Below are 22,329 nucleotides of genomic sequence, written 5' to 3' on the forward strand. Positions count from 1 at the left end.
CGGGCAGGGGCGCGGGTGCGGTCAGGCGGCCGGCATGACGCCGAGCAGGATGCCGGCGGTCAGGACGACGTAGGTCATGAGCGTGGCGCTGCCGGTGGCCATGAGGGTGGCGCCCTTGGGCTGGCGGACCAGCTGGTAGGCGATCAGGCCGGGCACGATGAAGCCGAGGGTCTGGTTCGTGTAGAGGAGCGGGAACTCCACCTGGAGCACGATCACCACGGTGGCCTGGAGCAGCACGCCGAGCAGGACGACGGCGGCGAAGAGGCGCTTGCCGTAGAGGATCACGAACCGCTGGAGGAGCAGCGTCAGCACGTACGTCAGCACGGTCACGCCGACGACCAGGGCGGCGCGCTGGAGGTCCTCCAGCAGCGTCAGCGCCAGCCAGCCGGGGGTGATCATGCCGCCGGGGGAGAGGTTGGTCGTGAGGTAGCAGACGAGCGAGAACATCAGGCCCAGTGCGATGCCGATCGCGGCGATCTCGGGGGTGAGGACGGCGGGGATCAACGGGGTTCTCCTGGGTTCTGCCGGTGCTGGTGCCCCTGCCCCGGGAACGGACGGACCTGCGGTTGCGGTTGCGGCCAGGCCGGTACGGGCGTCGCGGCCTCGATGCCGACGGCCCCCTGCGGGGAGGGCCCGTCCGGGTGGGAGCCGTCCTGGTACAGCCCGGCCGGGTACGGGACCTGCGCGTAGGGATCCGCGTACGGCCCGGCGGCGTACGGGTCACCGGCCTGCGGGGCGGCGTTCTGGTACGGGGCGCTCTCGTACCCGGCGTTCTCGTACCCGCCGCCGCCCTCGTACCCCGCGTCCGCGTACGCCGCGTCCTGGTACGGGTCGTTCTCGTACGGGGCGCCCGCGTACGGGTCCGGCGCGGCCGGCGCTGCGGCGGCGGGGCCGTCCGCCTCGTCCGTCTCGTCCGCCGGGAGCTCCGCGAGGTGCTCCAGCAGGACCTCGCCCTGCCCGTGGATGTTGCCGATGGCCACGAGCGAGCTGCTCGCGTCCAGGTGCCCGAGCAGCTCGTGCACGAACTCCTCGCCGTCGCGGTGGTCGCCGCCCAGGTCCACCGCGCGGTCGCGCCACTCGGCCGGGATCGCGTCGATGGCGCTGCGCGCCGGGTGCCCGATCACGAACACCCGGTCGGGCCGCAGCTCGGGGATGATCGAGCCCATCTGGCCGTTGCGCTCGACGCGGTCGGGCCGGCAGTTGATCACCACGTTGAGCGGGCGGTCCACCGCCCCGAGGTCGAGCAGCTGGTTGATGTTCATCAGCGTCGACTCGGGGTCGTTCGCCGCGAAGACGTTCGCGAAGCGCAGCCGCTTCCCGCCCGGGGCCAGGTACCGCTCGACCGACAGCACGCCCGGGTCCGGCGGGGCGTCGTACATGCCCTGGAGGGCGGTCTCGCGGTCCACGCCGAGCAGTTCGGCGACGGTGAGCGCGATGGCCACGTTCTCCTTGAAGGTGAACCAGCTGAAGCCGCGCAGCTCCTCGTCGCTGACCGTGTCGGGATCGGCGTAGACGAGCCGGCAGTTGCGCGCGTCGGCCTCCTCCTGGAGGACGTCGAACCGTTCCTTCTCGGCGGTCACGCAGATGCCGTCGTGCGGCATCGAGCGCGACAGGGACCGCGCGATGTCGTCCAGGGTCGGGCCCATCTCGGCGACGTGGTCCTCACGGACGTTGCACAGCACGCCGATCGTCGACTGGATCAGCTTGGACTGGTTGATCTCCTGGAGCGCCGGCATGACCGCCATGCACTCCATGACCAGCGCGTGCGGCCGGTAGGCGGCGGCGCGCCGCACGATGCCGATCTGCTCGACGACGTTGGCGATGCCGAACTTGCGGTAGACGGGCTCCTCGGTGGCGTCCGGGTGGATGAACCGGGCCGCCGTGCCCGTGGTCTTCGCGACCGTCGTCAGACCGCCGCCGCGCAGGGCGCCCGCGCACAGCCGGGTGATGGAGCTCTTGCCGCGGATGCCGTTGACCAGGACCCGGTGGGGTATGTGGTCGAGGTTGGCGAAGTGCCGCCGCTGTTCCAGGATGCCGGCGATCAGCATGACCAGGCAGCAGACGAGCAGGACGCAGTAGAGGAAGAGCACGGCGGATCAGTTCCTTCCGGCCGGGGCGGAGGACGGCTTCCCGCCCGCTCCGGCCTGCTTGCGCTGCTGCTGTCGCTGCTGGAGCTGCTGGCGGATGATCTCCAGGCTGCGGGTCACGGCCCCCACCTCGTCGTGGTTGCGCGGGTAGAGCACGGTGCGCCGGTCGCCGTCGGCGAGGGACTCGGCGCGCCGGGCGAGCTCGCGGAGCGGGCCGATCACGACGATCCAGAGCCAGCCGAGGCTGGCGGCGCCGACCGCGAGCCCGAGCAGTCCGGCGAGGACGGTGCGGTTCTGCAGGCTGTACTCGTGGATGGCCAGCCCCTTGACGGACTGCCAGCTGACGACCGTCCAGTCCATCTCCTTCGCGGCGCCGCCGCCGACGAACGGGGCCGCGGCCGCGATGACGTGGTCGCCGCCGCTGCGGTAGAGGACGCTGCCGGGCCGGGGGGACATGCCGACCTTCAGGGAGGAGCCCTCGACGAGGGCGTCGAGCCGGTCGTCGCCCAGCTTCTGGAAGGCCCGGTACCCGCTGTTGGAGGCGATGATCCGGTGCTTGGAGTCGACGACCCGGATCTCGCCGAGGCCGGGCCGGCGCAGCAGGGAGTTGAGGAAGTCGATGCGGAACTCGCCGACCACCGCGGTGCCGTCGCGGCCGGGTATCTCGGCGGTGCCGACGACGACGGGCTCCTTGCCGCCGGAGTGCACGGTGATCGGTTCCTCGCGGGGGCCCTTGCCCTCGATGGCCTGGGGGCCGCCGCCCGCCTGGGCGAGGACCTTCCCGGAGCGGTCGAGGACGTACAGGGACTGGTAGCGCAGGTGCTCCTGGAGCGTGCGGTCCAGGAGGGTGCGCATGTGCGCGGAGTCGGTGTCCTCGCCCATCAGGGAGGCCACGGACAGCAGGTCGGCGTGGCCCTCGTTGAGGGCGCGCCGGATCCGGTCGTTGAGGGTGTCGGTGCGCTCGCGCTGGTCGCTGACCAGCTGCTGCGGTACGACGACGTCGTCCCCGGCGCGGTTGACGAGCAGGCCCAGCGGGACGCACCACGCCAGCAGCAGCACGGCGCACACGGCGACGAGCGTACGGGCGCCCGTGCGCCGCAGCGGCCCGCCGCGGCGCCCGGAGCCGGAGCCGGCCGTGTCGCCGTCCGCGCCGTCCGCCTCGTCCGTCCCCTCCAGGAGCTGGTGGCGCAGCCGTTCCAGCGCGGTCCCGATCCGGGCGGCCTCGCCGCCCCGGGGGACGGTGACGGGCCGGGCCAGGTCGCCGCGGGTGAGCCGGCGGCTGTCCAGGAACAGGGTGATCAGCGGGCGCTGCACGGTGCCGATCAGCACGGCGATGACGAGGGCGCCGACCAGCAGCAGGGCGCCGGCCAGGACCAGCCCGGCGAAGGCGTCGGAGGTGCGCCCGGCGCTCTGCGCGACGTTGACCATCGCGACGACGGTCAGCTGAAGGCTGGTGGCCTCGGTGCCGACCCCCGCTTCGGGGCCGGCGAGGCGCGCGTAGCCGGCGGCGGCGCGGTCGCCGCCGAACTCGCCGCCCATCAGGCTGCCGCTGACGCCGAGGAAGCCGCCCGAGCCGGGTTCCTTCGCGGTCAGGGGGTTCGCCCTGGCCCGCTTGGCGGCGGTCTTCGCGAAGGACTTGAGCTGCTTGGTGTCGCGTTTGACGTCGTCGCGCTGGAGGTCGGTGAGCACCATCTCGGGCTCGGGGATGCCGTCGTTGCTGAGCACGTCGCCGTCCGGGCCGACCACGGCGATGGACCGGAAGTTGCCGAGGCTGATGCCGGGGAAGCGCAGGCTGCTGGAGGCGACCAGCAACTGCTGCGGCTGGTCCTTCCAGGACAGCAGGGAGAGTGTGAGCAGTCGGGTCTCGCCGTTGGCCAGCTTGACCATGCGCGGGGCCAGGCCGCCCTCGCCGGCCAGTTTGGTGCGGTCGACGGCGGTCAGCGGGAGGTTCTCGCCGCGGGCGGCGAGCAGCCGGCCCGAGGCGATCTCGACGACGGCCGTGCCGCGCCACTTCTGGTAGACGCTGCCGATGCGGTCGAGGACGGCGTCCGGGGCGACGGGCTTCCCGGCCGAGAACAGGGCGGCGACCCGGTCGAGGTCGGTGACGCTCTCGTCGAGCGAGGCGCGCAGCGCGATCGCACCGTCCTCGGCGAAGTGCTGCTGCGAGGTGAGCACGGCCGCGGGCAGCTTGTCCTCGCGGACGCTGCCCAGGCTCAGGGCCGTGAACCCGGCGAGGGCCAGCAGCAGTACCGACAGCACGGTGATCGGCGGTCTGATCCCGCCGAGCAGTGACATGTCGGCCCTGCGGCGGGCCTTGCGCCGCCGCGACGTGCGCGATGCGGCCACAGCGGGGGCTCCTCTCCTGGAGGCGGGGGGTGGGCGGGAAGATGGGGGGCCGAGGGGCGGCGCGCTGCGGTGCGCAGGGGCGTACGGGCGGCGTACGGGCCGCCGTACGGGCGGACGCGCGCGCTCGCCGGTGTCAGTCGGGCAGGTCCTGCAAGGGCCGCAGTCCGTCCTTCGCGGCGCCGCGGTTGAGCATGGTGCCCTGGGTGCGCTCGAAGGCCAGCCGGTAGCGGGCCTTCTGCTCGGGCAGCAGGTTCTTGTCGTCGCGCAGGGCCTCGGCGACGTTGACCAGGCGGTGGTCGCGGACCGGCTGGGAGCCCGTGCCGGGCGTCTCCGTGCCGGCGGTGCCCGCGGTGGCCCCGGGGTCCGGCGGGATGTCGGTGAAGGTGGGCACGAACCGGGCCCGGACGTCCCAGGTGCCGTTCTTCTCCGTGAAGTCGAACCACCCGATGGCGCCCTCCTCGGTCAGACCGGTGGGCACGTCGTGGCGGGCGAGCTGGTTGCCGAGTCCGTACGCGACCCAGGTGCCGTCCACCTTCTCCATCGGCTGGACCACGTGCGCGTGGTGGCCGATGACCAGGTTGATCCCGGTCTCCTTGGCGATCCGGCGGGCCAGGTCCAGCTGCGGGTTGCTCGGGTTGGGCTGGTGCTCGCGGCCCCAGTGGATGGAGAGGATCACCACTTCGGCGCCGGCAGCGCGGGCCTTCTTCTCGGCGTCGGCGATGGCCCGGAAGCTGGTGAGGTTGGCCAGCCAGGGCTTGTCGGCGGGGACCTCGCGCCCGTTGAAGCCGAAGGCGAAGGAGATCTGGGCGACCTTCACGCCCTTCACGTCCAGGATCAGCGGCTTGTCGGCCTCGGCCTGGTTGCGGGCGGAGCCGGTGTGCTTCAGGCCTTCGCGGTCCAGGGTGTCCAGGGTGTTGCGGACCCCGTCCTCGCCGTGGTCGAGGGTGTGGTTGGAGGCCGTCGAGCAGGTGTCGTAGCCGACGTTCTTGATCGTCTTGGCTATCTGGGGCGGCACCAGGAAGTTGGGGTAGGTCTGGAACGGGCCGTTCGGCTGGCCGAGTACGGGTTCCATGTGGCAGATGCCGAGGTCCGCCTTGCTGATGACCGGCTTGACCCCGGCCATGATCCGGTCGAAGTCGTAGCCCTTGTGCCCGGCCGCCTTGGCGTCCCGGGCGGCCTGGTCGGTCAGCTGGGGGTGGATGAGGATGTCGCCCGCCGCGGCCACGGTGAACGAGCGGCCCGCGCCGCCCGCCTTGCCCTCCGCGTCCGATGCCGCTTTCGGGTCGCCGAACGGGCCGCACGCCGCGAGCGCGAGGCCCAGCGGGAGGGCCAGCAGTGCGGGGAAGCGGGTGCGGGTGGACGCCGGGCGGGTGGGACTGGTCATCACTGGGCTATTTTCTGTCAACGATGAGGCCGAATTTCACAAGGACCGTAACGATTGCGGCTGCGATCGGTGCGGCGATCCTCGCAGCCGTGGCATACGTCACCCCGGGTTCCGGGGATTCGTCCGTAAAGACCCCGGAATCGGAATCTTCAGTTCCGCCCGCTGCGGAGGAAGATGATCTTTTGCAGCGCGTGACCCGATTCACGTCGGAATTCGGAACGACGGGCGGCTACCGCCCACCCGGTCCGGCCGAGCGGACGGCCCTGGTTGACGCCGTTTCGCCCCTTTTCGACGGGAACGCCGAAGACGCGCGCACCCGCCTCGCCGAGCTGGACTACGCCCTCGACACCTTCACCGACAAGGCCAGCGGTCGCCGGTTCGCCGAGGTCTCCGACGCGGCCGCCCGCCGCGGCTCGGCCAACCGGGGCTGGGGGCGCGTCTACATGGAACTCGGTACGCCGCCCCGCTGGTCGGTACAGGTCCCGCACCCCGTCGCCGACCGGGACACGGAGCGGCTCGGGGTCAAGGTGCTGCGCGGCGCCCCGGGCGGTGTCATGGTGCTCGCGGGAGCCCACCGCAAGGCGGGCGAGGACTCGGTCGACGAGGGGTCCGAGGATCCGGGCGCCGGTGACGCGGCCGACATGGCGCACCGCACCGACTCGGTGTTCCACTCCGTGATCGCCGAACTCACCCGCCGGGGCCTGCCCGGCATCCAGCTGCACGGCTTCGCGGACGACTCCATCCCCGGCACCGACTCGGTCGTCTCCACCGGCGCGGGCGAGACGGCCGTCAAGGACGCCGGACTCCTCGCCGGGAAGCTGCGCGACCGGAACGTCAAGGTGTGCCGGGCGTGGACGAACCACTGCAAGCTGTCGGGCCAGACCAACAAGCAGGGCCGGCTGGCCGCCGAACAGGACACGCGCTTCCTGCATGTGGAGCTCAGCCGCTCCGTCCGGGCCAGCCCCCGCCGCATGACGGGGGCCGCCGAGGCGATCACGGTCGTCACGACGGGCTGGTCCAAGGCGCAGTCGCAGTCACAGTCGCTGCCGTAGCCGGGCACGGGGAAGGGGCCGGCGACCCGTCACGGGACGCCGGCCCCTTCCCGGTGCCAGGTGGCCTTCGGTTACTCGGCGGCCTCGTGGTCGTGGCCCTCGCGCAGACCGCCGCCGCTGCCGGCGGAACCGCCGGTCGGCGCGGAGGTCACCGGCTGCGCCAGCGGGGCCAGGTCGTAGGCGTAGTGGCCGACCGCGTTCGCGATGACGTCGACGTTGATGTCGAGCGCCTTCTGGTCGATGTTGTTGATGTCGTCACCGGCGCCGTGGTAGTTCACGTCGTAGGCGATGCCCGCCGTGCCGCCGAACTTCGCGGCCTGCGCCGGCGTCTTGATGCCCTCGGCGCCCGTGTCCGTACCACCGGACGGGATGCCCGCCTCGATGAACGGGCCGTAGTCCGAGCGGCCGGTGAAGTCCGAGCCCTCGTGCGGGATCTTCTGCGCGTCGAGGAAGTCGGTGATGCCCTTCTCCAGCTGCGCCGAGCCCTCCGGGCCGGGGCCCGAGCCGACGTGGTCGGAGTCGTCGCCGTCGTAGACGAAGTACGCGGCGTTCGGCGAGGCGATCATGTCGAAGTTCAGGTAGAGCTTGATCTGCTTCTTCTGGGCGTCCGTCAGCCCGCCGACGTACGCCTCGGAGCCGAGCAGGCCGAACTCCTCCGCCGACCACCAGGCGAACTTGACCTTGTTCTTGATCTTCGTCTGGCTGCTCGCGAGGCGCTGCGCGACCTGGAGGATGCCGGCCGAGCCGGAGCCGTTGTCGTTGATGCCGGGGCCCGCCGCGACCGAGTCGAGGTGCGCGCCGAGGAAGACGGTGTTGTTCTCGTCGCCGCCCTTCGTCTCCGCGATGACGTTGAACGTCTTGCGGTTCTCCCGGAACTCGCGGATGTCGAGGGTGACCTCCACCGGGCCCGCCGCGGCCTCGGCGGCGAGCTTCTCGCCGTCGGCCTGGGAGACGCCGCCCGTCGGGACCTTGCCCGCGTCCGGGGCGCCCAGGGTGCCGTTCAGGGAGCCCGCGGTGTTGTTGTAGATGATCGCGCCGACCGCGCCGGCCGCCGCCGCGTTCTGCTGCTTCACCGCGAAGGTGCAGCCGCCGCGCTTGACCAGCGCGATCTTGCCCGTGAAGGCGCCGGCCGCGAAGTCGCCGGGCTCGCAGCCGTTCGTCCCGTCCGCGTCGACCGGGGCGACGGCCACCTGCGCCGTCACGCCCTCCTCCGGGCCGCTCTTGGTGTACGTCATCAGGTTGACCGGGACGTCCCGCCCGGCCGCGCCGTTGACCGTCAGCTTCTCGGCGACCGTCTCCACGTAGACGAAGTCGAACTCGTTCCGCGTGACCTTGTAGCCGGCCGCCTTCAGCACGGACTCGACGTACTGCGCGGACTGCACGTGGCCCTTCGAACCGGCCACGCGGGTGCCCTTGTTGTAGTCCGCGAGGGACTGGAAGACCTTCAGGTGGTTGTTGGCGCCCTTGCCGGTCGCCTCCTTGACCAGCTTCTTGGCGAGGGCGTCACCCAGGGCGGCGTCGCTCTGCGGGCCGGTGGCTCCGGCGGGTCCGGCGAGCAGCAGCGGCGACGCGAGGGCCATGGCCGCCAGGGCGGCGACGGCGGCTATACGGCGAGAGGGCATGAAGGTCCTTTCACGGCAGGTGCGGGCGGACATGCGGACATGCGGACATGCGAAAGAGACGTGCGCACTGCGTGGGGGAGTGGTGGAGGCACGTTAAACAGCAACTCGCCACTCTGGCCAGAGCTTTCACTGTTTCCGGTTCGTGAATTCCGGATATCGGTGAATTCGGCCGTTCGGTTCAGGCCATGCCCCGGCTAGCGGAGGATGCCCTCTATGAAGTCGGAGCCGACCCGGGCGACCAGGGTCAGGTCCAACTGGTGCTGGACGTACCGGCCCTGGCGCCAGGTGCGCAGCAGTCCGGCCCGCTTCAGCACGGCCAGGTGCCGCGACACCTCCGGCGCGGTTATCCCGTGCACGGTGGCCAGTTCACTGGTGGTGTACGGGGCCCGGGCCAGGCTCCGGCACAGCATCATCCGCATCGGATGGGCCAGTGCCTCCATCCGGCGGACCACGGTGTCCACGGAGGCGGGCTCGGCGGCCAGCTCGCGGGAGTTCAGCGGGTAGTGGACCACCGGCCGCCAGCCGGGGGCGTGCAGCACGAGCAGGTGCGGCCAGCCGAAATGGGTCGGTACGAAGACCAGCCCGGTCCCGATCCGGGGATCGGTGGCGGTCGCGGACCCGTTGACCATCTTGTCGACGGTGATCAGCGTTCCGGCCTCGTCCACGCTCAGCGCGGCGGAGACCTCCTTGAGGGCGGCGGGCAGCCCCTTGCGGCGCAGCACCTCCGCCTTGTGGCGGGCGTCGGCGGCCTGCTGGGGGCCGATCCGCTTCCAGGTCTCGCCGAAGAAGGCCTCCTCGCAGTCCTCCAGGAGCCGGCGCATCCACACGCGGACGGCGGCGGTGTCGTCCAGCAGCCGCAGCGAGAACTCCAGCTGGCGGGGGCCGCGGGCGGCGGCGGTCTCCAGCGCCTTGGCGCGGGCCGCCGGGTTCTTGAGGGGGGAGGGGCCGCCGCCCTCGTTGTAGAGCGCGAGCCAGCAGTGCTCCAGGGCGGCCATCACGAACCGCTCGTCGTCCATCCGGTCGAGTACGTCGAGCTCCTCGGCCAGCGTCGCGGCGGGCAGCCCGGGGCCGCCGGGGATGCCGGCGAAGGCCATGAAGATGTCGGAGAAGGAGCTCCGCCACATGAAGTCGCCCTCCAGCAGCCGGTCCGCGAGGCTCGGGTCCAGCCCGGCGGCGGTGGCGGAGGCCCAGGAGGCGAGGTGGGGGTGATGGGCGGGCTGCGAGAGCGCGTGCAGCGTCATGCAGAGCTCTGAGAGCGGGGACGGCGCGAAGCGGATCCGCTCGACGGGGAGCCCGGCGATGTCGATGGTGACGCTCATCGCCCCATTCTGCCGCTGCGCCGGCCGCGCGTCCTTCCCGCCCCCACCTGCGCAACTCCAGCCTCGCCTCAAACGCAGGCGAGGCTGGAAGGAGGAAGGTGGCTGGTCAGCGCGGGGGAGGGGGTCGATTGACGGGGAACGTCAATTGTCGGGGCGGGGGCGGCCAACGGGGTGAGGGTGGACGCATGACAGCGATCGAGCAGTACCTCATCGACACCTACCGCGCGGCCCAGCACGCCTCCCCCATGCCCCCGCTCCCCGGCGAGCACGACATGGCGGCCTTCCGCGCGGCCCGCGCCCACGTCCGGTTCCGGGCCGTCCTCGACGGGCGCCCGGCCCGGCACCCCTGGACCGCCGCCCTGCGCCGGCTGCTGCGCCGACCCCGCCCCGGAGCCTGCTGAGCGCCGCCCGACCCACCGGCGGCCCCGGCCGCCCCCGCCGTCCGTCGCAGACGGGCACAGGGGGGCCGGAAGTACCGCCGGCGGCTACAGGCGGGCCAGGAACGCCGTGGTCGCCTCCGTGACGTCATCGGGGGTCCAGGACAGGCCCGGGCGGGTCACTTCCAGTTCCGTCATCGCCAGCCCCGCAGGGCCCTGCGGGTGCCAGCGCCGGAAGAGGACGGTCCCCGTCTCCTCCGCCTGCCGCAGCCCCGCCTCCGTCAGGCGCTCCGCCTCGTACGGCAGCCACACCTGGAACTGGTGCGTGTGCGGCACCTCCGGGTTGATCCGGAACCACGGGACCCCGGCCGCCGCGAACGCCGAGCGCAGCGCTTCGGCGACGACCCCCGCCTGCGCCACGTACGACGGGAGCATCGGGAGTTCCCGCTCCAGCCCCGCCAGCCCCGACAGCGCCTGCGGGAACTGCCGGAAGACCTGTCCCCCGTACCGGTGCCGCCACACCCTCGCCTCCGCGATCAGCGTCGCCGGCCCCGCCAGACAGGCCCCGCTGATGCCGCCCAGCGACTTGTACAGCGACACGTAGACCGAATCCGCCAGCCCCGCGATCTCCGGCAGGCCCCGCCCGAACCACCGCGTCGACTCCCACAGCCGCGCCCCGTCGAAGTGGATCACCGCGTCGCGCTCCCGGCCGGCCGCGACCAGTTCCTCCAGCTCCTCCCACGACGGCAGCAGGAACCCCGCGTCCCGCAGCGGCAGCTCCAGCATCAGCGTCCCGAACGGCTCCGCCAGCTCCCGGACCTCCGAGGCCGTCGGCTGCCGGGGCTCGTCCGTCACCGCCGCCGTCCGCAGCCCCGAGACCAGCGACACCGCGCCGCCCTCCCACCGCTCCGGGTGGCTCATCGGGTGCAGCGCCACCACCGGGTTGCCCGTCCGGCCCGCCCAGCACCGCAGCGCGACCTGCTGCGCCATCGTCCCCGAGGGGAAGAACGCCGCGTCCTCCATCCCCAGCAGCTCCGCGACCCGCCGCTCCAGCCGGGTCACCACCCCGTCCCCGTAGAGGTCGGCCGGCTCGTCCGGCCCCTCGCCCGCGGCGGCCGTCAGCTCCGCCAGGAGTTCCCCGACGGTCGGCTCCAGCAGGCTCCGGGACAGCGCCCGCTCGGCCCCCCGCCACGCCGCCACCAGCCGCTTCTTGCGCTCCAGGTCATCCGTCATGCCCGAAATCATCGCCGACCGGCCATCACGCCCAGGAGCTAGCATGGCGGCGTATCGTCCGGTACCCCCCGCGGACTGGAACGGAAGGCACTCCCCGCGTGAACTCATCCCAGCAACCGCGACCCGCCCGGCTCGACGTCGGCGTCGTCGGGGCCGGACGGGTCGGCCCCGCGCTGGCCCGCGCCCTGCAGCAGACCGGGCACCGGCCCGTCGCCGTGTCCGGCGTCTCCGACGCCTCCCGCCGGCGCGCCGCCGAGATGCTGCCCGACGTACCCCTCGTATCGCCCGCGCAGGTCCTGGAGCGCGCGGACCTCGTCCTGCTCACCGTCCCCGACGACGCGCTGCCCGCGCTCGCCGAGGGCCTCGCCGAGACCGGCGCGATCCGGCCGGGGCAGCTCCTCGTCCACACCTCCGGGCGCTACGGGACCGCCGTGCTCGACCCCGCCCGCCGCGCGGGCGCGCTCCCGCTGGCCCTGCACCCCGCGATGACCTTCACCGGGACCATGGTCGACGTCCAGCGCCTGGCCGGCTGCTCCTTCGGCGTGACCGCCCCCGACGAGCTGCGGCTCGCCGCCGAGGCCCTGGTCATCGAGATGGGCGGGGAACCCGAGTGGATCGCGGAGGAGAACCGTCCGCTCTACCACGCGGCCCTCGCCCTCGGCGCGAACCACCTGGTCACCCTGGTCGCCCAGTCGATGGAGCTGCTCCACACGGCCGGTGTCGCACGCCCCGACCGGATGCTCGGCCCGCTGCTCGGCGCGGCCCTCGACAACGCGCTGCGCTCCGGCGACGCCGCCCTGACCGGCCCCGTGGCCCGCGGCGACGCCGGCACCGTCGCCGCCCATGTCTCGGAACTGCGCAAGCACGCCCCCGCCACCGTCGCCGGATACCTCGCCATGGCCCGCACCACCGCCGACCGCGCCCTCGCCCACGGCCTGCTCAAGCCCGAACTCGCCGAGGACCTGCTCGGCGTACTCGCGGACGGCGGGGCCGACGGCCCGACCGGCCCGGGCGGCGCGGACGGCGCGGACGGCGCGGACGGCGCCGAAGGGAGCACCGACCGATGACCGCCGAGCTGCCGCTCCACACCGCCGAGGAGCTCCGCGCGCTCCCGCGCACCGGCCGCCGCGCCGTCGTCATGACCATGGGCGCCCTCCACGAGGGCCACGCCAGCCTGGTCCGCGCCGCCCGCGAGCTGGCCGGCCCCGAGGGCCAGGTCGTCGTCACCGTCTTCGTCAACCCCCTCCAGTTCGGGGCGAACGAGGACCTCGACCGCTACCCCCGCACCCTCGACGCGGACCTCCGTCTCGCCGCGGCGGCCGGCGCCGACGCCGTGTTCGCCCCGTCCGTCGACGAGGTCTACCCGGGCGGCGACCCCCAGGTCCGGCTCGCCGCCGGCCCCATGGGCGGCCTCCTCGAAGGCGCCACCCGCCCCGGCCACTTCGACGGCATGCTGACCGTCGTCGCCAAGCTGCTCCACCTCACCGCCCCCGACCTGGCCCTCTTCGGCCAGAAGGACGCGCAGCAACTCGCGCTGATCCGGCGGATGGTGACCGACCTGAACTTCCCCGTCGAGGTGGTCGGCGTACCGACCGTCCGCGAGGAGGACGGCCTCGCGCTGTCCTCCCGCAACCGCTACCTCTCCGCCGCGGAGCGCCGCACCGCCCTCGCCCTGTCCCGCGCCCTCTTCGCGGGCCGGGACCGTCTCGCCGCCCAGGCCGCGCTCGTCGCCCGCGCCGAGGCCGCCCCGGCGAGCGACGAGCGGGCCACCGCCCTGGCCCGGCTCGGCGAGATCCGCGCCTCCGCCGACGCGCACGCCGTGTCGGCCGCGGGCGCCGGACTGCCCGGCTGCGGCCTGCCGGACGCCGTACGGGCCGCCGCCCGGCACGTCCTGGAGGAGGCGGGCCGCTACGAGCCGCCCCTCGTACTGGACTACCTCGCGCTGGTCGACCCCCAGGACTTCACCGACGCCGGCCCCGGTTTCACCGGGCAGGCAGTGCTGGCCGTCGCCGCAAAGGTCGGCGCGACCCGGCTGATCGACAACATCCCATTGGAGTTCGGAGCACACACGTGAGCACCCCAGGCACCGGCACCGGCACAGGCGCCCCCGGCACCGGCATACGGCTGCACGCCCCCGCCCCCGGCTGGGCCGTCGACGCCGACGTCGTGGTCGTCGGCTCGGGCGTCGCGGGCCTGACCGCCGCCCTGCGCTGCGCCGCCGCGGGCCGTCGTACCGTCGTGGTCACCAAGGCCCGGCTCGACGACGGCTCCACCCGCTGGGCCCAGGGCGGCATCGCCGCCGCCCTCGGCGACGGCGACACCCCCGAGCAGCACCAGGGCGACACCCTCGTCGCGGGCGCCGGCCTGTGCGACGAGGAAGCCGTGCGCCTCCTCGTCACCGAGGGCCCGGACGCGGTGCGCCGCCTCATGGCGACCGGCGCGGTCTTCGACACCTCCGCCGAGACCGGCGAGATAGAGCTGACCCGCGAGGGCGGCCACCACCGCCGCCGGATCGCGCACGCCGGCGGCGACGCCACCGGCGCGGAGATCTCCCGGGCGCTCGTCGAGGCCGTCCACGCGGCCGGCATCGAGACCGTCGAGAACGCCCTCGTCCTGGACCTGCTCCAGGACGCCGAGGGCCGTACGGCCGGCGTCACCCTGCACGTCATGGGCGAGGGCCAGCCGGGCGGCGTCGGCGCCGTCCACGCGCCCGCCGTGATCCTCGCGACCGGCGGCATGGGCCAGGTCTTCTCCGCGACCACCAACCCGTCGGTGTCCACCGGCGACGGCGTCGCCCTCGCGCTGCGCGCCGGCGCCGAGGTCTCCGACCTCGAATTCGTCCAGTTCCACCCGACCGTGCTCTTCCTCGGCCCCGACGCCGAAGGGCAGCAGCCCCTGGTGTCGGAGGCGGTCCGCGGCGAGGGCGCGCACCTCGTCGACGCGGACGGCGTCCGCTTCATGCTGGGGCAGCACGAGCTGGCCGAGCTCGCCCCCCGCGACATCGTCGCCAAGGGCATCATGCGCCGCATGCAGGAGCAGGGCGCGCGGCACATGTACCTGGACGCCCGGCACTTCGGCGCCCGGATGTGGGAGCAGCGCTTCCCGACCATCCTGGCCGCCTGCCGCTCCCACGGCATCGACCCGGTCACCGAGCCCATCCCGGTCGCGCCCGCCGCGCACTACGCCTCCGGCGGCGTACGCACCGACCTGCACGGCCGCACCACCGTGCCCGGCCTGTACGCGTGCGGCGAGGTCGCCTGCACCGGCGTGCACGGCGCGAACCGGCTCGCCTCCAACTCCCTGCTGGAGGGCCTGGTCTTCGCCGAGCGGATCGCCGAGGACATCGCCTCGGGCGCGCCCGCCGGCAGCGGTCCGGGCATCCCGGTGCCCGCCACCGGCCCGCTCCAGCCCGCCGAGGCGCGGTACGAGGTCCAGCGCATCATGACGGACGGCGCGGGCGTCCTGCGCTCCGCCGAGTCCCTGCGCACGGCGGCCGAGGCCCTCGAAGGCCTCTACGCGCGGGCCCTGACCGAGCTGGAGACCCAGGGCAGGACCGCGGTGCCCGGCACCGAGACCTGGGAGGCCACGAACCTGCTGTGCGTGGCCCGGGTCCTGGTCGCCGCCGCCCAGCGGCGCGCGGAGACCCGCGGCTGCCACTGGCGCGAGGACCATCCCGACCGGGACGACGCGCACTGGCGCCGCCACCTCGTCGTCAGGCTGTCCGCCACCGAGAAGCGGGCCCTGGTCGTCACCCCCACCGACACCGCGGACTTTCCGTCCGTACGGCACCCCCTGAGCCAGGAGCAGTCATCGTGAGCACCCCCGAATCGCACGAGCACGCCGAGCTTCCCCTCCTCGACGAGTCCACAGGCGGCTGCGGCGACGACTGCGCCTGCGGCGAGGGCGAGGAGAGCGGCCTCGACCCGGCGCTGGCCCAGCTCCTCGCGGACGCGGGCCTGGACCCGGTGGAGGTCGAGGACATCGCGCACATGGCGATCTCCGAGGACCTGGACGGCGGGGTCGACGTGACCACCGTCGCCACCGTCCCCGAGGACGCCGTCGCCACCGCCGACTTCACGGCGCGCGAGGCGGGCACGGTCGCCGGCCTGCGGGTCGCCGAGGCCGTCCTGTCGGTCGTCTTCACCGACACGTTCGAGGTCGAGCGGCACGTCGAGGACGGCGCCCGCGTCGAGGCCGGCCAGGTGCTGCTCTCGGTCCGGGCCCGTACCCGGGACCTGCTGACCGGCGAGCGCAGCGCGCTGAACCTGCTGTGCCTGATGTCGGGCATCGCGACGGCGACGCGCAAGTGGGCCGACGAGCTGGAGGGCACCAAGGCGAAGGTCCGCGACACCCGCAAGACCACGCCCGGGCTGCGCTGCCTGGAGAAGTACGCGGTCCGCTGCGGCGGCGGCGTCAACCACCGGATGTCGCTCTCGGACGCGGCGCTGGTCAAGGACAACCACGTGATCGCCGCGGGCGGCGTCCGCGAGGCGTTCCAGGCCGTCCGCGAGCAGTTCCCGGACCTGGCCATCGAGGTCGAGGTGGACACCCTCCAGCAGGTCCGCGAGGCCCTGGAGGCGGGCGCCGACCTGATCCTGCTCGACAACTTCACGCCGATCGAGACCGAGGAGGCCGTCGCCCTGGTCCGCGGCCGCGCGGTGCTGGAGTCCTCGGGCCGCCTGACCGTGGCCAACGCCCGCGCCTACGCGGAGACGGGCGTCGACTACCTCGCGGTGGGCGGGCTCACCCACTCCTCCCCGATCCTGGACATCGGCCTCGATCTGCGCGAGGCGGTGTAACCCGTGCTCCTCACCATCGACGTGGGCAACACCCACACGGTCCTGGGCCTGTTCGACGGTGACGAGATCGTCGAGCACTGGCGCGTCTCCACCGACCCGCGCAGGACGGCCGACGAGATGGCCGTCCTGATGCAGGGCCTGATGGGCATGCACCCGATGCTCGGCAACGAGCTGGGCGACGGCATCCACGGCATCGCGATCTGCGCGACGGTGCCGTCCGTCCTGCACGAGCTGCGCGAGGTCACCCGCCGCTACTACGGCGACGTCCCCGCGGTGCTCGTGGAGCCGGGCATCAAGACGGGCGTCCCGATCCTCATGGACAACCCGAAGGAGGTCGGCGCGGACCGCATCATCAACGCGGTCGCGGCCGTCGAGCTCTACGGCGGCCCCGCGATCGTCGTCGACTTCGGCACGGCGACCACCTTCGACGCGGTCTCCGCCAAGGGCGAATACGTGGGCGGGGTGATCTCCCCGGGCATCGAGATCTCCATGGAGGCCCTCGGCGTACGGGGCGCCCAGCTGCGCAAGATCGAGCTGGCCCGGCCGCGCAACGTGATCGGCAAGTCCACGGTCGAGGCGATGCAGGCGGGCGTGGTCTACGGGTTCGCCGGGCAGGTCGACGGGATCGTGACCCGGATGGCGAAGGAGCTGGCGGGCGCGCAGGGCGACCCGGACGACGTCCGCGTCATCGCCACCGGCGGCCTCGCGCCGATCGTGCTCGGCGAGGCCTCGGTCATCGACGACCACGAGCCCTGGCTGACGCTGATCGGGCTGCGGCTGGTCTACGAGCGCAACGTGCCCAACTTCGAGTGACCGACGGCCCCGTCTCCCGGCCCCGGCCCCCGCGGGGGCCGGGGCCGGTCCGTCATACGGGCGGCCTGCCCGGGGTGGGCGTCGGCGCGGGACTGGGCAGCGGCGGGCCCGGGTTGGGCGGCTGCTCCGGGTAACCGGGGTTGCGGTGCTTGTCCATGGTCACCCTGTCCCAGGTGAGCCCGTAGACGCCCAGCGGCGGGAACAGCTCGACGCGCACCGGGTAGCCCTGCTCGGCGCAGGAGGCGCACAGCAGGTCGCGCCGGGCGCCGCGGGACGCCGTACGGGCGGCCTGTACCGGCTCCCGCCAACAGGCCTCGCAGGTCACGACGTCCGTCACGGTGGTCTCGAACTCGGCTGTGATCACTCGCTCGACCTCACTTCGACCGGGGTGCTCGGGGGGTTCGGGGTGCGCGGGGGGTGCGGGGCGTGCGGGGTGAATCCGGCTGCCGGGCGCCGTCCTTGTCGATCTCGACGTCGATCTCGACCCAGACCGTCTCGGCGCCGCCGCCGACGCGCTCGTGGCCGAACCGGGCCCCCGCGGCCAGCGCGCCGAGCAGCGCCGCGTGCGCGGCCGCGGCCAGCTCGCCGGGCAGGTCCGCCTCGATCCGGATGCGGTCGCACGTCGCCTCGATACGGGTCTCGGCGCCGCCGAGCGCCGCGCTGAGCAGGGCGGCGAGGGCCGCTGCTTGTGTCTCGGCGGAACACACGGGTCCCCCTCAGGGCGAGCTCAGGGCGAGCGGTCGGTCACCCGTCGTGATGCTGAACAGTCAGCTTTAACCTGATGGGTTAGCTTTGTCAACGTCGGCCAACGTAGGACAGACGTGTACAGGACGGCCCAAATGCCCCGTGAAACCTCGTACTTGCAGGTGTTCGAGTCGATCCGGGCCCGCGTCGAAGCGGGGGAGTGGGCGGTCGGCGACAAACTCCCGTCCCGGGCGCGCTTCGCCCGCGAGTACGCCGTCGGACAGAGCGTCACCCAGCGCGCGATGGAGCGGCTGATCATCGAGGGCTTCCTCGAAGGGCGCGCCGGTTCCGGCACCTACGTCCGCACCCCGCGCCGCCGGATGCGGATGCTCCGCACCCGCCGCAGCGATCCGCGCGCCGGCAGCCCCTTCCGTACCGAGAGCACCGTGCACGGCCTGGCCGGAACCTGGGACTCCAAGACCGACGCCCGGGTTCCCGCGCCCGAGCGGATCGCCGAACGCCTCGCGATCGCGCCCGGCGACCCCTGCGTCCTGACGCGCTACGAGTTCATGGCCGACGGCAGCCCCGTCGAACTCTCCGAGTCCTGGGAGCCGCTGGCCGTCACCGAGGGCACCGCGATCGTCCTGCCCGAGGTCGGCGAACTGCGCGGCGCCGGCGTCGTCGCGCGCATGCGGTCCATCGGCGTCACGGTGACCAACGTGCTGGAGGTCCCCCGCCCGTCCCGCGCCACCCAGGTTCAGGCCAACCTGCTCGGCATCAGCGTCGGTGACCTGATCACGGAGATCGAGCGCACCTACTTCGACGCCGACGGACGCCCGGTGGAGACCGCCGACCTCGTGGTCCCCGACGCCCGCTACGAGATCGCGTACACCTTTCCCGTCTAGCAGGGCGGCCCGGGAAGCATGTGATTTTCCGCGGAAATGACCTGATCGGGTCCGTCCGGGGGTTACCGTCGCCCACGGAACCACCGCGACCCCGCGCGCGCCCGCGACCGGAGGAGAGAACACCATGACCGCTGCGACCGACTGGCAGAAGTCCTCGTTCTGCGGCGAGGGGGAGGCCTGTGTGTACGTCTCCTCCTCGCCCGGCTCCCTCGTCCGGGTCGCCGACCGGGTCGACCCGGCGCACCTCGTGATGGCCACCACCCAGGCCGCCTGGACCGACTTCCTGCGGGCGGTCAAGGAAGCCGGCTGACGCGGCGGCCGGCGACCCGGCGCGCGGCGGCCCGCGGGCCGGCCCCGGCGGCCGACTGGGCGTACCGCCGCGCCGCGCGCAGCCCACTTCGGGGGATTTTGTCCGATTAGCGCGTATCTTCGGCCCATGCCCACGCCCTACGGATCCCGCGGCGGCATGGCGTTCAGCGCCGCTGAGCTGCACGTGCTCAGGCGTTCGCTCGCCCACGCCCTTCAGTCCTCCACGGCCCCCCTGGCGGCCGCCGAGGTTTCGGACTGCCTGCGCCTCGCGCAGACGGTGGACGAGGCGGTCCGGGAGGCGGGGCGGCTCAGAGAGTTCCTCCTCGCGGACCTGGCCCGCTACCGGGGTGCGCTGCCCGGCAGCCTCTCCGGCTACCTGGAGCTCCTCCAGGACGCCCTGGCGGCCGGCTACGAGCCGGTGCCCGACGATCTCGCCGCCCTGCGCGCGCTCCGCGCCAACGCGGTCGCCGCCGCGCTGCTGGAGCGCGCCCAGATCGTCGCGGAGCGCTCCGTACGCCGCAGGCTCTCGACCACCCCGGCGCCCCGGACCAGACTGCTGGCCCTGGCGGGCGGCAAGGAAGAGAGCCCGGCCGAGGAGCCCAAGCCCGAACCGAAGCCCGCGCCGCGCCCCGCGCCGCAGCCGGCGCACCCGGAGAAGCCCATTCCGACGCCCGGCGAGGTGTTCCCGCCGCGCCGCAAGCCCACCCCGCCCCCGAAGGCCGGGCGCGCCGCCGGGTAGCTAGGCTGGGGGGCATGGACTACGTCTCCGCGCTCGTGCCCCCCGTCGTGATGGCCGTGTTCTTCATCGCCCTCGTCATGACGATCGTGAAGAGCCAGGGCGGCGCCAACAAGGCCAAGGAAGACGCGGCGGTGGACGCCGTGCTCGCGAGCGCCGAGTCCGCCCGCCAGCCGCAGAAGTAGCCGCGGCAGCAGCCGCGGTTGAAGCCGGGGCCGCACGCCCTCCGACCTGATCGGGGGCGGCGCCCCCGGTTTTTGTTGCGCCTTGCCGCGCGAATGGCCGGGCAATTCCGTACAACTCGCACTATCGTGCTGTTGTGCCTCGCCCCTTGGGAGAACTCGAAGACGCGGTCATGACGCGGGTGTGGCAGTGGAACCGCCCGGTCACTGTTCGTGAAGTCCTGGAAGACCTCCAGCAGGAACGGTCCATCGCGTACACCACGGTCATGACCGTTATGGACAATCTCCATCAGAAGGGCTGGGTCCGCCGGGAAGCCGAAGGCCGCGCCTATCGATATACGGCGGTCTCCACCCGCGCCGCCTACTCGGCCGCACTGATGAACGAAGCGTGGTCGAGGAGCGACAACCCCGCGGCCGCTCTCGTCGCCTTCTTCGGCATGATGTCGGCGGAACAGCGCGAAGCCCTACGGGACGCCATCCGTATCGTCGGCCATGACGGCGAAGCCCCCCCGCCGGCCGCCGAGGCGGAAGAGGACTCCGCCGGGCACGGGCCCGAGCCGGGGCGATAGCGTCCGGGCATGGGTGAGATTTCCGCGCCAGACGCAAAATCAGTGACGATCCGCCGCGCGCGCACCGGTGATGTTCCCGCGCTGCGCCGCCTGCTCGACCAGTACGTACAGCAGCGGATCCTGCTCGACAAAGCCCCCGTGGTCCTTTACGAGGACATCCAGGAGTTCTGGGTCGCGGAACGCGACTCCGACGGGCAAGTGGTCGGCTGCGGCGCTCTCCACGTGATGTGGGAAGACCTCGCCGAAGTCCGCACTCTCGCGGTCGACCGCGAGAGCAAGGGCGCCGGCGTGGGCCACCAGGTGCTGGCTCAGTTGTTGGAGACGGCCCGCCTCGTCGGGGTCAGCCGGGTTTTCTGCCTGACCTTCGAAGTGGACTTCTTCACCAAGCACGGCTTCGTCGAGATCGGCGAGACCCCGGTCGAGACCGATGTCTACATGGAGCTCCTGCGTTCCTATGACGAGGGCGTCGCCGAGTTCCTCGGTCTCGAACGAGTGAAGCCGAACACCTTGGGCAACAGCCGGATGCTTCTGCACCTGTGATCGATGGCACGGGCTTTTCCCGGGCTCCGCGCACCTGTGACCTATGTCCGAATCGCGCACGTTTCCCGCCCTGTTGTGATCCTGAACCTCTCGCCGGGGGTTTGTGTTTTCCAGGCAAAAGCGGTTTCCTTTCCGCGTACTGCATTTTCGATGAAAGGAAATCCGGTGGCACAGAAGGTTCAGGTCCTTCTTGTCGACGACCTCGACGGCGGCGAGGCGGACGAGACCGTGACGTTCGCTCTGGACGGCAAGACCTACGAGATCGACCTCACCACCGCCAACGCTGAAAAGCTCCGCGGTCTGCTCGACCCGTACACCAAGGGCGGCCGCCGCACCGGTGGGCGCGCTTCCACCGGCCGTGCCAAGGGCCGGGCCGCCGCGGCGTCCGGCAACCCGGACACCGCCGAGATCCGCGCCTGGGCGAAGTCCCAGGGCATGAGCGTCAACGACCGCGGGCGCGTCCCGCAGGAGATCCGCGAGGCCTACGAGAACCGGGCCTGACCCGGCAGGGCCTGACCCGGCCGGCCCGTGAAGGGCCCGGCCACGGCGCTCCGCGGGGGCGTCCGGCGCCTCAGCCGCGCCCGGTGGCATTCCGTCGCCGCCGCGGCGACCAGGCGGACGAGATCGGCTCCGGTGCTCGCGCGCCCGGGACCGGCCAGGGCGGGCAGCAGTGCCTCGCACCCCTGCTCGGGGGGCCGCAGCCACACGGCGGCTCCCCGGGGACTCCCCTGCGCCCCGGGGCTTCCCGGCGGCACCGGGGCGGTGATCCGGCCTCCCGTCCCCAGGGCGGCGAGATCCAGGGCGACCCCGCCCCACTCCAGCCAGTCGAGCAGCCCGTCCAGTTCCTCCGCGCTCCCCGGAGCCACCAGGAACCGCATCCGGCGGCCCATGAGGGCCACCGGGCCCGTGGCGACCGGCCGGCGCAGCAGCTGTCCTCCGGCGTCGGACGGCAGCTCCAGCACGTCGAACCGCGTCCCGGTCGCCAGCTGTCCGGGCGGCCCTCCCAGGAGGCTCCAGCCGAGCTCCCGCCCGTACCAGCGGGCGTAGGCCCCGTCCGGCGCCCCGGCCGCTCCGCGCGGCCCCCCGGGAGCGCTCCGCGGCGGCGGGACGGTGGCGGAGGGAACGGGAGCGAGGGGCGGCACGTTGACAGCCATGTCCGGAGCAACTCCCGAAACGCCACAGGGTTACGCACCGCACCGTCCTCGATACGGAACGTAAACATCCGCGAGCCGGGTGTCCCACATTCGAGACGGAAGCGTGTTCGCCCTTAGCGGAGGGAACCGGGGCTGAGAGCATGGAGTGTCAGTGCTTACGGGTAAGACATTCCTAGTGGTACGGGGCGACACGCTGATTTGAGCGCCTTCCGTTCGCC

General features: G+C 72.9%; 24 protein-coding genes. 14 read left to right on the plus strand and 10 right to left on the minus strand.

Going from position 1 to position 22,329, the window contains the following annotated elements:
* Window positions 1-21: 21 nt before the first annotated feature.
* The 4 genes from IE248_RS16015 to IE248_RS16030 all read right to left on the minus strand — a co-directional run bounded on the left by IE248_RS16015 (window position 22) and on the right by IE248_RS16030 (window position 5,817).
* Window positions 22-504: a poly-gamma-glutamate biosynthesis protein PgsC/CapC gene (locus tag IE248_RS16015; RefSeq protein ID WP_008742489.1), complete on the minus strand. Its 483-nt coding sequence runs from the start codon at window positions 502-504 to the stop codon at window positions 22-24.
* Window positions 501-2,090, minus strand: a complete 1,590-nt coding sequence (gene pgsB / locus IE248_RS16020) for a poly-gamma-glutamate synthase PgsB (protein ID WP_190031013.1) — start codon at window positions 2,088-2,090, stop codon at window positions 501-503. The genes IE248_RS16015 and pgsB overlap by 4 nt, the downstream gene beginning before the upstream one ends.
* A gap of 6 nt (window positions 2,091-2,096) precedes the next feature.
* Window positions 2,097-4,382: a HAMP domain-containing protein gene (locus tag IE248_RS16025; protein ID WP_190031047.1), complete on the minus strand. Its 2,286-nt coding sequence runs from the start codon at window positions 4,380-4,382 to the stop codon at window positions 2,097-2,099.
* A gap of 184 nt (window positions 4,383-4,566) precedes the next feature.
* Window positions 4,567-5,817 carry a CapA family protein gene (locus tag IE248_RS16030; RefSeq protein WP_086025419.1) on the minus strand — a complete coding sequence of 417 codons (1,251 nt, stop codon included), beginning with the start codon at window positions 5,815-5,817 and terminating at the stop codon, window positions 4,567-4,569.
* Between the two features lie 191 nt (window positions 5,818-6,008).
* On the opposite strand from IE248_RS16030, the gene IE248_RS16035 reads away from it, so the two are divergent.
* Window positions 6,009-6,869 carry a hypothetical protein gene (locus IE248_RS16035; protein ID WP_143196335.1) on the plus strand — a complete coding sequence of 287 codons (861 nt, stop codon included), beginning with the start codon at window positions 6,009-6,011 and terminating at the stop codon, window positions 6,867-6,869.
* A gap of 71 nt (window positions 6,870-6,940) precedes the next feature.
* Here IE248_RS16035 and IE248_RS16040 read toward each other — a convergent pair whose 3' ends face one another.
* Window positions 6,941-8,491, minus strand: a complete 1,551-nt coding sequence (locus IE248_RS16040; RefSeq protein WP_037794134.1) for a M28 family metallopeptidase — start codon at window positions 8,489-8,491, stop codon at window positions 6,941-6,943.
* Between the two features lie 194 nt (window positions 8,492-8,685).
* On the minus strand, window positions 8,686-9,810 hold the full coding sequence (locus tag IE248_RS16045; protein WP_008742483.1) for a DUF5937 family protein: 1,125 nt from the start codon (window positions 9,808-9,810) through the stop codon (window positions 8,686-8,688).
* Between the two features lie 185 nt (window positions 9,811-9,995).
* Here IE248_RS16045 and IE248_RS16050 point away from each other — a divergent pair, with 185 nt between their 5' ends.
* Window positions 9,996-10,211: a hypothetical protein gene (locus tag IE248_RS16050; protein ID WP_073797959.1), complete on the plus strand. Its 216-nt coding sequence runs from the start codon at window positions 9,996-9,998 to the stop codon at window positions 10,209-10,211.
* A gap of 84 nt (window positions 10,212-10,295) precedes the next feature.
* Here IE248_RS16050 and IE248_RS16055 read toward each other — a convergent pair whose 3' ends face one another.
* A complete protein-coding gene (locus tag IE248_RS16055; RefSeq protein ID WP_079196229.1) occupies window positions 10,296-11,420 on the minus strand; it encodes a threonine aldolase family protein in 1,125 nt (374 codons plus the stop codon).
* Between the two features lie 98 nt (window positions 11,421-11,518).
* On the opposite strand from IE248_RS16055, the gene IE248_RS16060 reads away from it, so the two are divergent.
* From IE248_RS16060 to IE248_RS16080, 5 genes are read left to right on the plus strand one after another with little or no spacing between them, the layout of a single operon-like run.
* On the plus strand, window positions 11,519-12,487 hold the full coding sequence (locus tag IE248_RS16060) for a Rossmann-like and DUF2520 domain-containing protein (RefSeq protein WP_100581105.1): 969 nt from the start codon (window positions 11,519-11,521) through the stop codon (window positions 12,485-12,487).
* Window positions 12,484-13,494 carry a pantoate--beta-alanine ligase gene (gene panC / locus IE248_RS16065; RefSeq protein WP_008743287.1) on the plus strand — a complete coding sequence of 337 codons (1,011 nt, stop codon included), beginning with the start codon at window positions 12,484-12,486 and terminating at the stop codon, window positions 13,492-13,494. The genes IE248_RS16060 and panC overlap by 4 nt, the downstream gene beginning before the upstream one ends.
* Window positions 13,491-15,236 carry an L-aspartate oxidase gene (locus IE248_RS16070; protein WP_100581104.1) on the plus strand — a complete coding sequence of 582 codons (1,746 nt, stop codon included), beginning with the start codon at window positions 13,491-13,493 and terminating at the stop codon, window positions 15,234-15,236. Before panC ends, IE248_RS16070 begins: the two co-directional genes overlap by 4 nt.
* Window positions 15,233-16,219: a carboxylating nicotinate-nucleotide diphosphorylase gene (gene nadC / locus IE248_RS16075; RefSeq protein WP_073774321.1), complete on the plus strand. Its 987-nt coding sequence runs from the start codon at window positions 15,233-15,235 to the stop codon at window positions 16,217-16,219. Before IE248_RS16070 ends, nadC begins: the two co-directional genes overlap by 4 nt.
* A gap of 3 nt (window positions 16,220-16,222) precedes the next feature.
* Entirely contained in the window at window positions 16,223-17,032 is an 810-nt protein-coding gene (locus IE248_RS16080; protein ID WP_008743290.1) for a type III pantothenate kinase, read from the plus strand.
* Between the two features lie 52 nt (window positions 17,033-17,084).
* On the opposite strand, the gene IE248_RS16085 is transcribed toward IE248_RS16080, so the two are convergent.
* Together IE248_RS16085 and IE248_RS16090 are read right to left on the minus strand one after the other, a co-directional pair.
* Window positions 17,085-17,396 carry a hypothetical protein gene (locus tag IE248_RS16085; protein WP_073797964.1) on the minus strand — a complete coding sequence of 104 codons (312 nt, stop codon included), beginning with the start codon at window positions 17,394-17,396 and terminating at the stop codon, window positions 17,085-17,087.
* A 10-nt stretch (window positions 17,397-17,406) separates the two neighbouring features.
* Window positions 17,407-17,739, minus strand: a complete 333-nt coding sequence (locus IE248_RS16090) for a hypothetical protein (protein WP_190031014.1) — start codon at window positions 17,737-17,739, stop codon at window positions 17,407-17,409.
* A 132-nt stretch (window positions 17,740-17,871) separates the two neighbouring features.
* On the opposite strand from IE248_RS16090, the gene IE248_RS16095 reads away from it, so the two are divergent.
* The 7 genes from IE248_RS16095 to IE248_RS16125 all read left to right on the plus strand — a co-directional run bounded on the left by IE248_RS16095 (window position 17,872) and on the right by IE248_RS16125 (window position 21,458).
* Window positions 17,872-18,621, plus strand: coding sequence for a GntR family transcriptional regulator (locus IE248_RS16095; RefSeq protein WP_190031015.1), 750 nt, complete (start codon window positions 17,872-17,874; stop codon window positions 18,619-18,621).
* 124 nt (window positions 18,622-18,745) lie between these two features.
* A complete protein-coding gene (locus tag IE248_RS16100) occupies window positions 18,746-18,931 on the plus strand; it encodes a DUF397 domain-containing protein (RefSeq protein WP_073774324.1) in 186 nt (61 codons plus the stop codon).
* A gap of 126 nt (window positions 18,932-19,057) precedes the next feature.
* Entirely contained in the window at window positions 19,058-19,669 is a 612-nt protein-coding gene (locus IE248_RS16105) for a hypothetical protein (RefSeq protein WP_190031016.1), read from the plus strand.
* Between the two features lie 14 nt (window positions 19,670-19,683).
* The gene (locus IE248_RS16110; protein WP_037794898.1) at window positions 19,684-19,851 is read left to right on the plus strand and encodes a hypothetical protein; all 168 of its coding nucleotides are present in this window, start codon (window positions 19,684-19,686) and stop codon (window positions 19,849-19,851) included.
* A gap of 134 nt (window positions 19,852-19,985) precedes the next feature.
* Window positions 19,986-20,417, plus strand: a complete 432-nt coding sequence (locus IE248_RS16115; RefSeq protein ID WP_037794899.1) for a BlaI/MecI/CopY family transcriptional regulator — start codon at window positions 19,986-19,988, stop codon at window positions 20,415-20,417.
* Between the two features lie 9 nt (window positions 20,418-20,426).
* Window positions 20,427-20,957: an amino-acid N-acetyltransferase gene (locus tag IE248_RS16120; RefSeq protein ID WP_008743298.1), complete on the plus strand. Its 531-nt coding sequence runs from the start codon at window positions 20,427-20,429 to the stop codon at window positions 20,955-20,957.
* Window positions 20,958-21,122: 165 nt separating this feature from the next.
* Window positions 21,123-21,458, plus strand: a complete 336-nt coding sequence (locus IE248_RS16125) for a histone-like nucleoid-structuring protein Lsr2 (RefSeq protein WP_008743299.1) — start codon at window positions 21,123-21,125, stop codon at window positions 21,456-21,458.
* On the opposite strand, the gene IE248_RS16130 is transcribed toward IE248_RS16125, so the two are convergent.
* Entirely contained in the window at window positions 21,440-22,111 is a 672-nt protein-coding gene (locus IE248_RS16130) for an SCO3374 family protein (RefSeq protein WP_073797967.1), read from the minus strand. The genes IE248_RS16125 and IE248_RS16130 overlap by 19 nt on opposite strands.
* Window positions 22,112-22,329: the final 218 nt, after the last annotated feature.

The organism is Streptomyces goshikiensis (genome assembly GCF_014650555.1).
Taxonomy (GTDB): Bacteria; Actinomycetota; Actinomycetes; order Streptomycetales; family Streptomycetaceae; genus Streptomyces; species Streptomyces goshikiensis.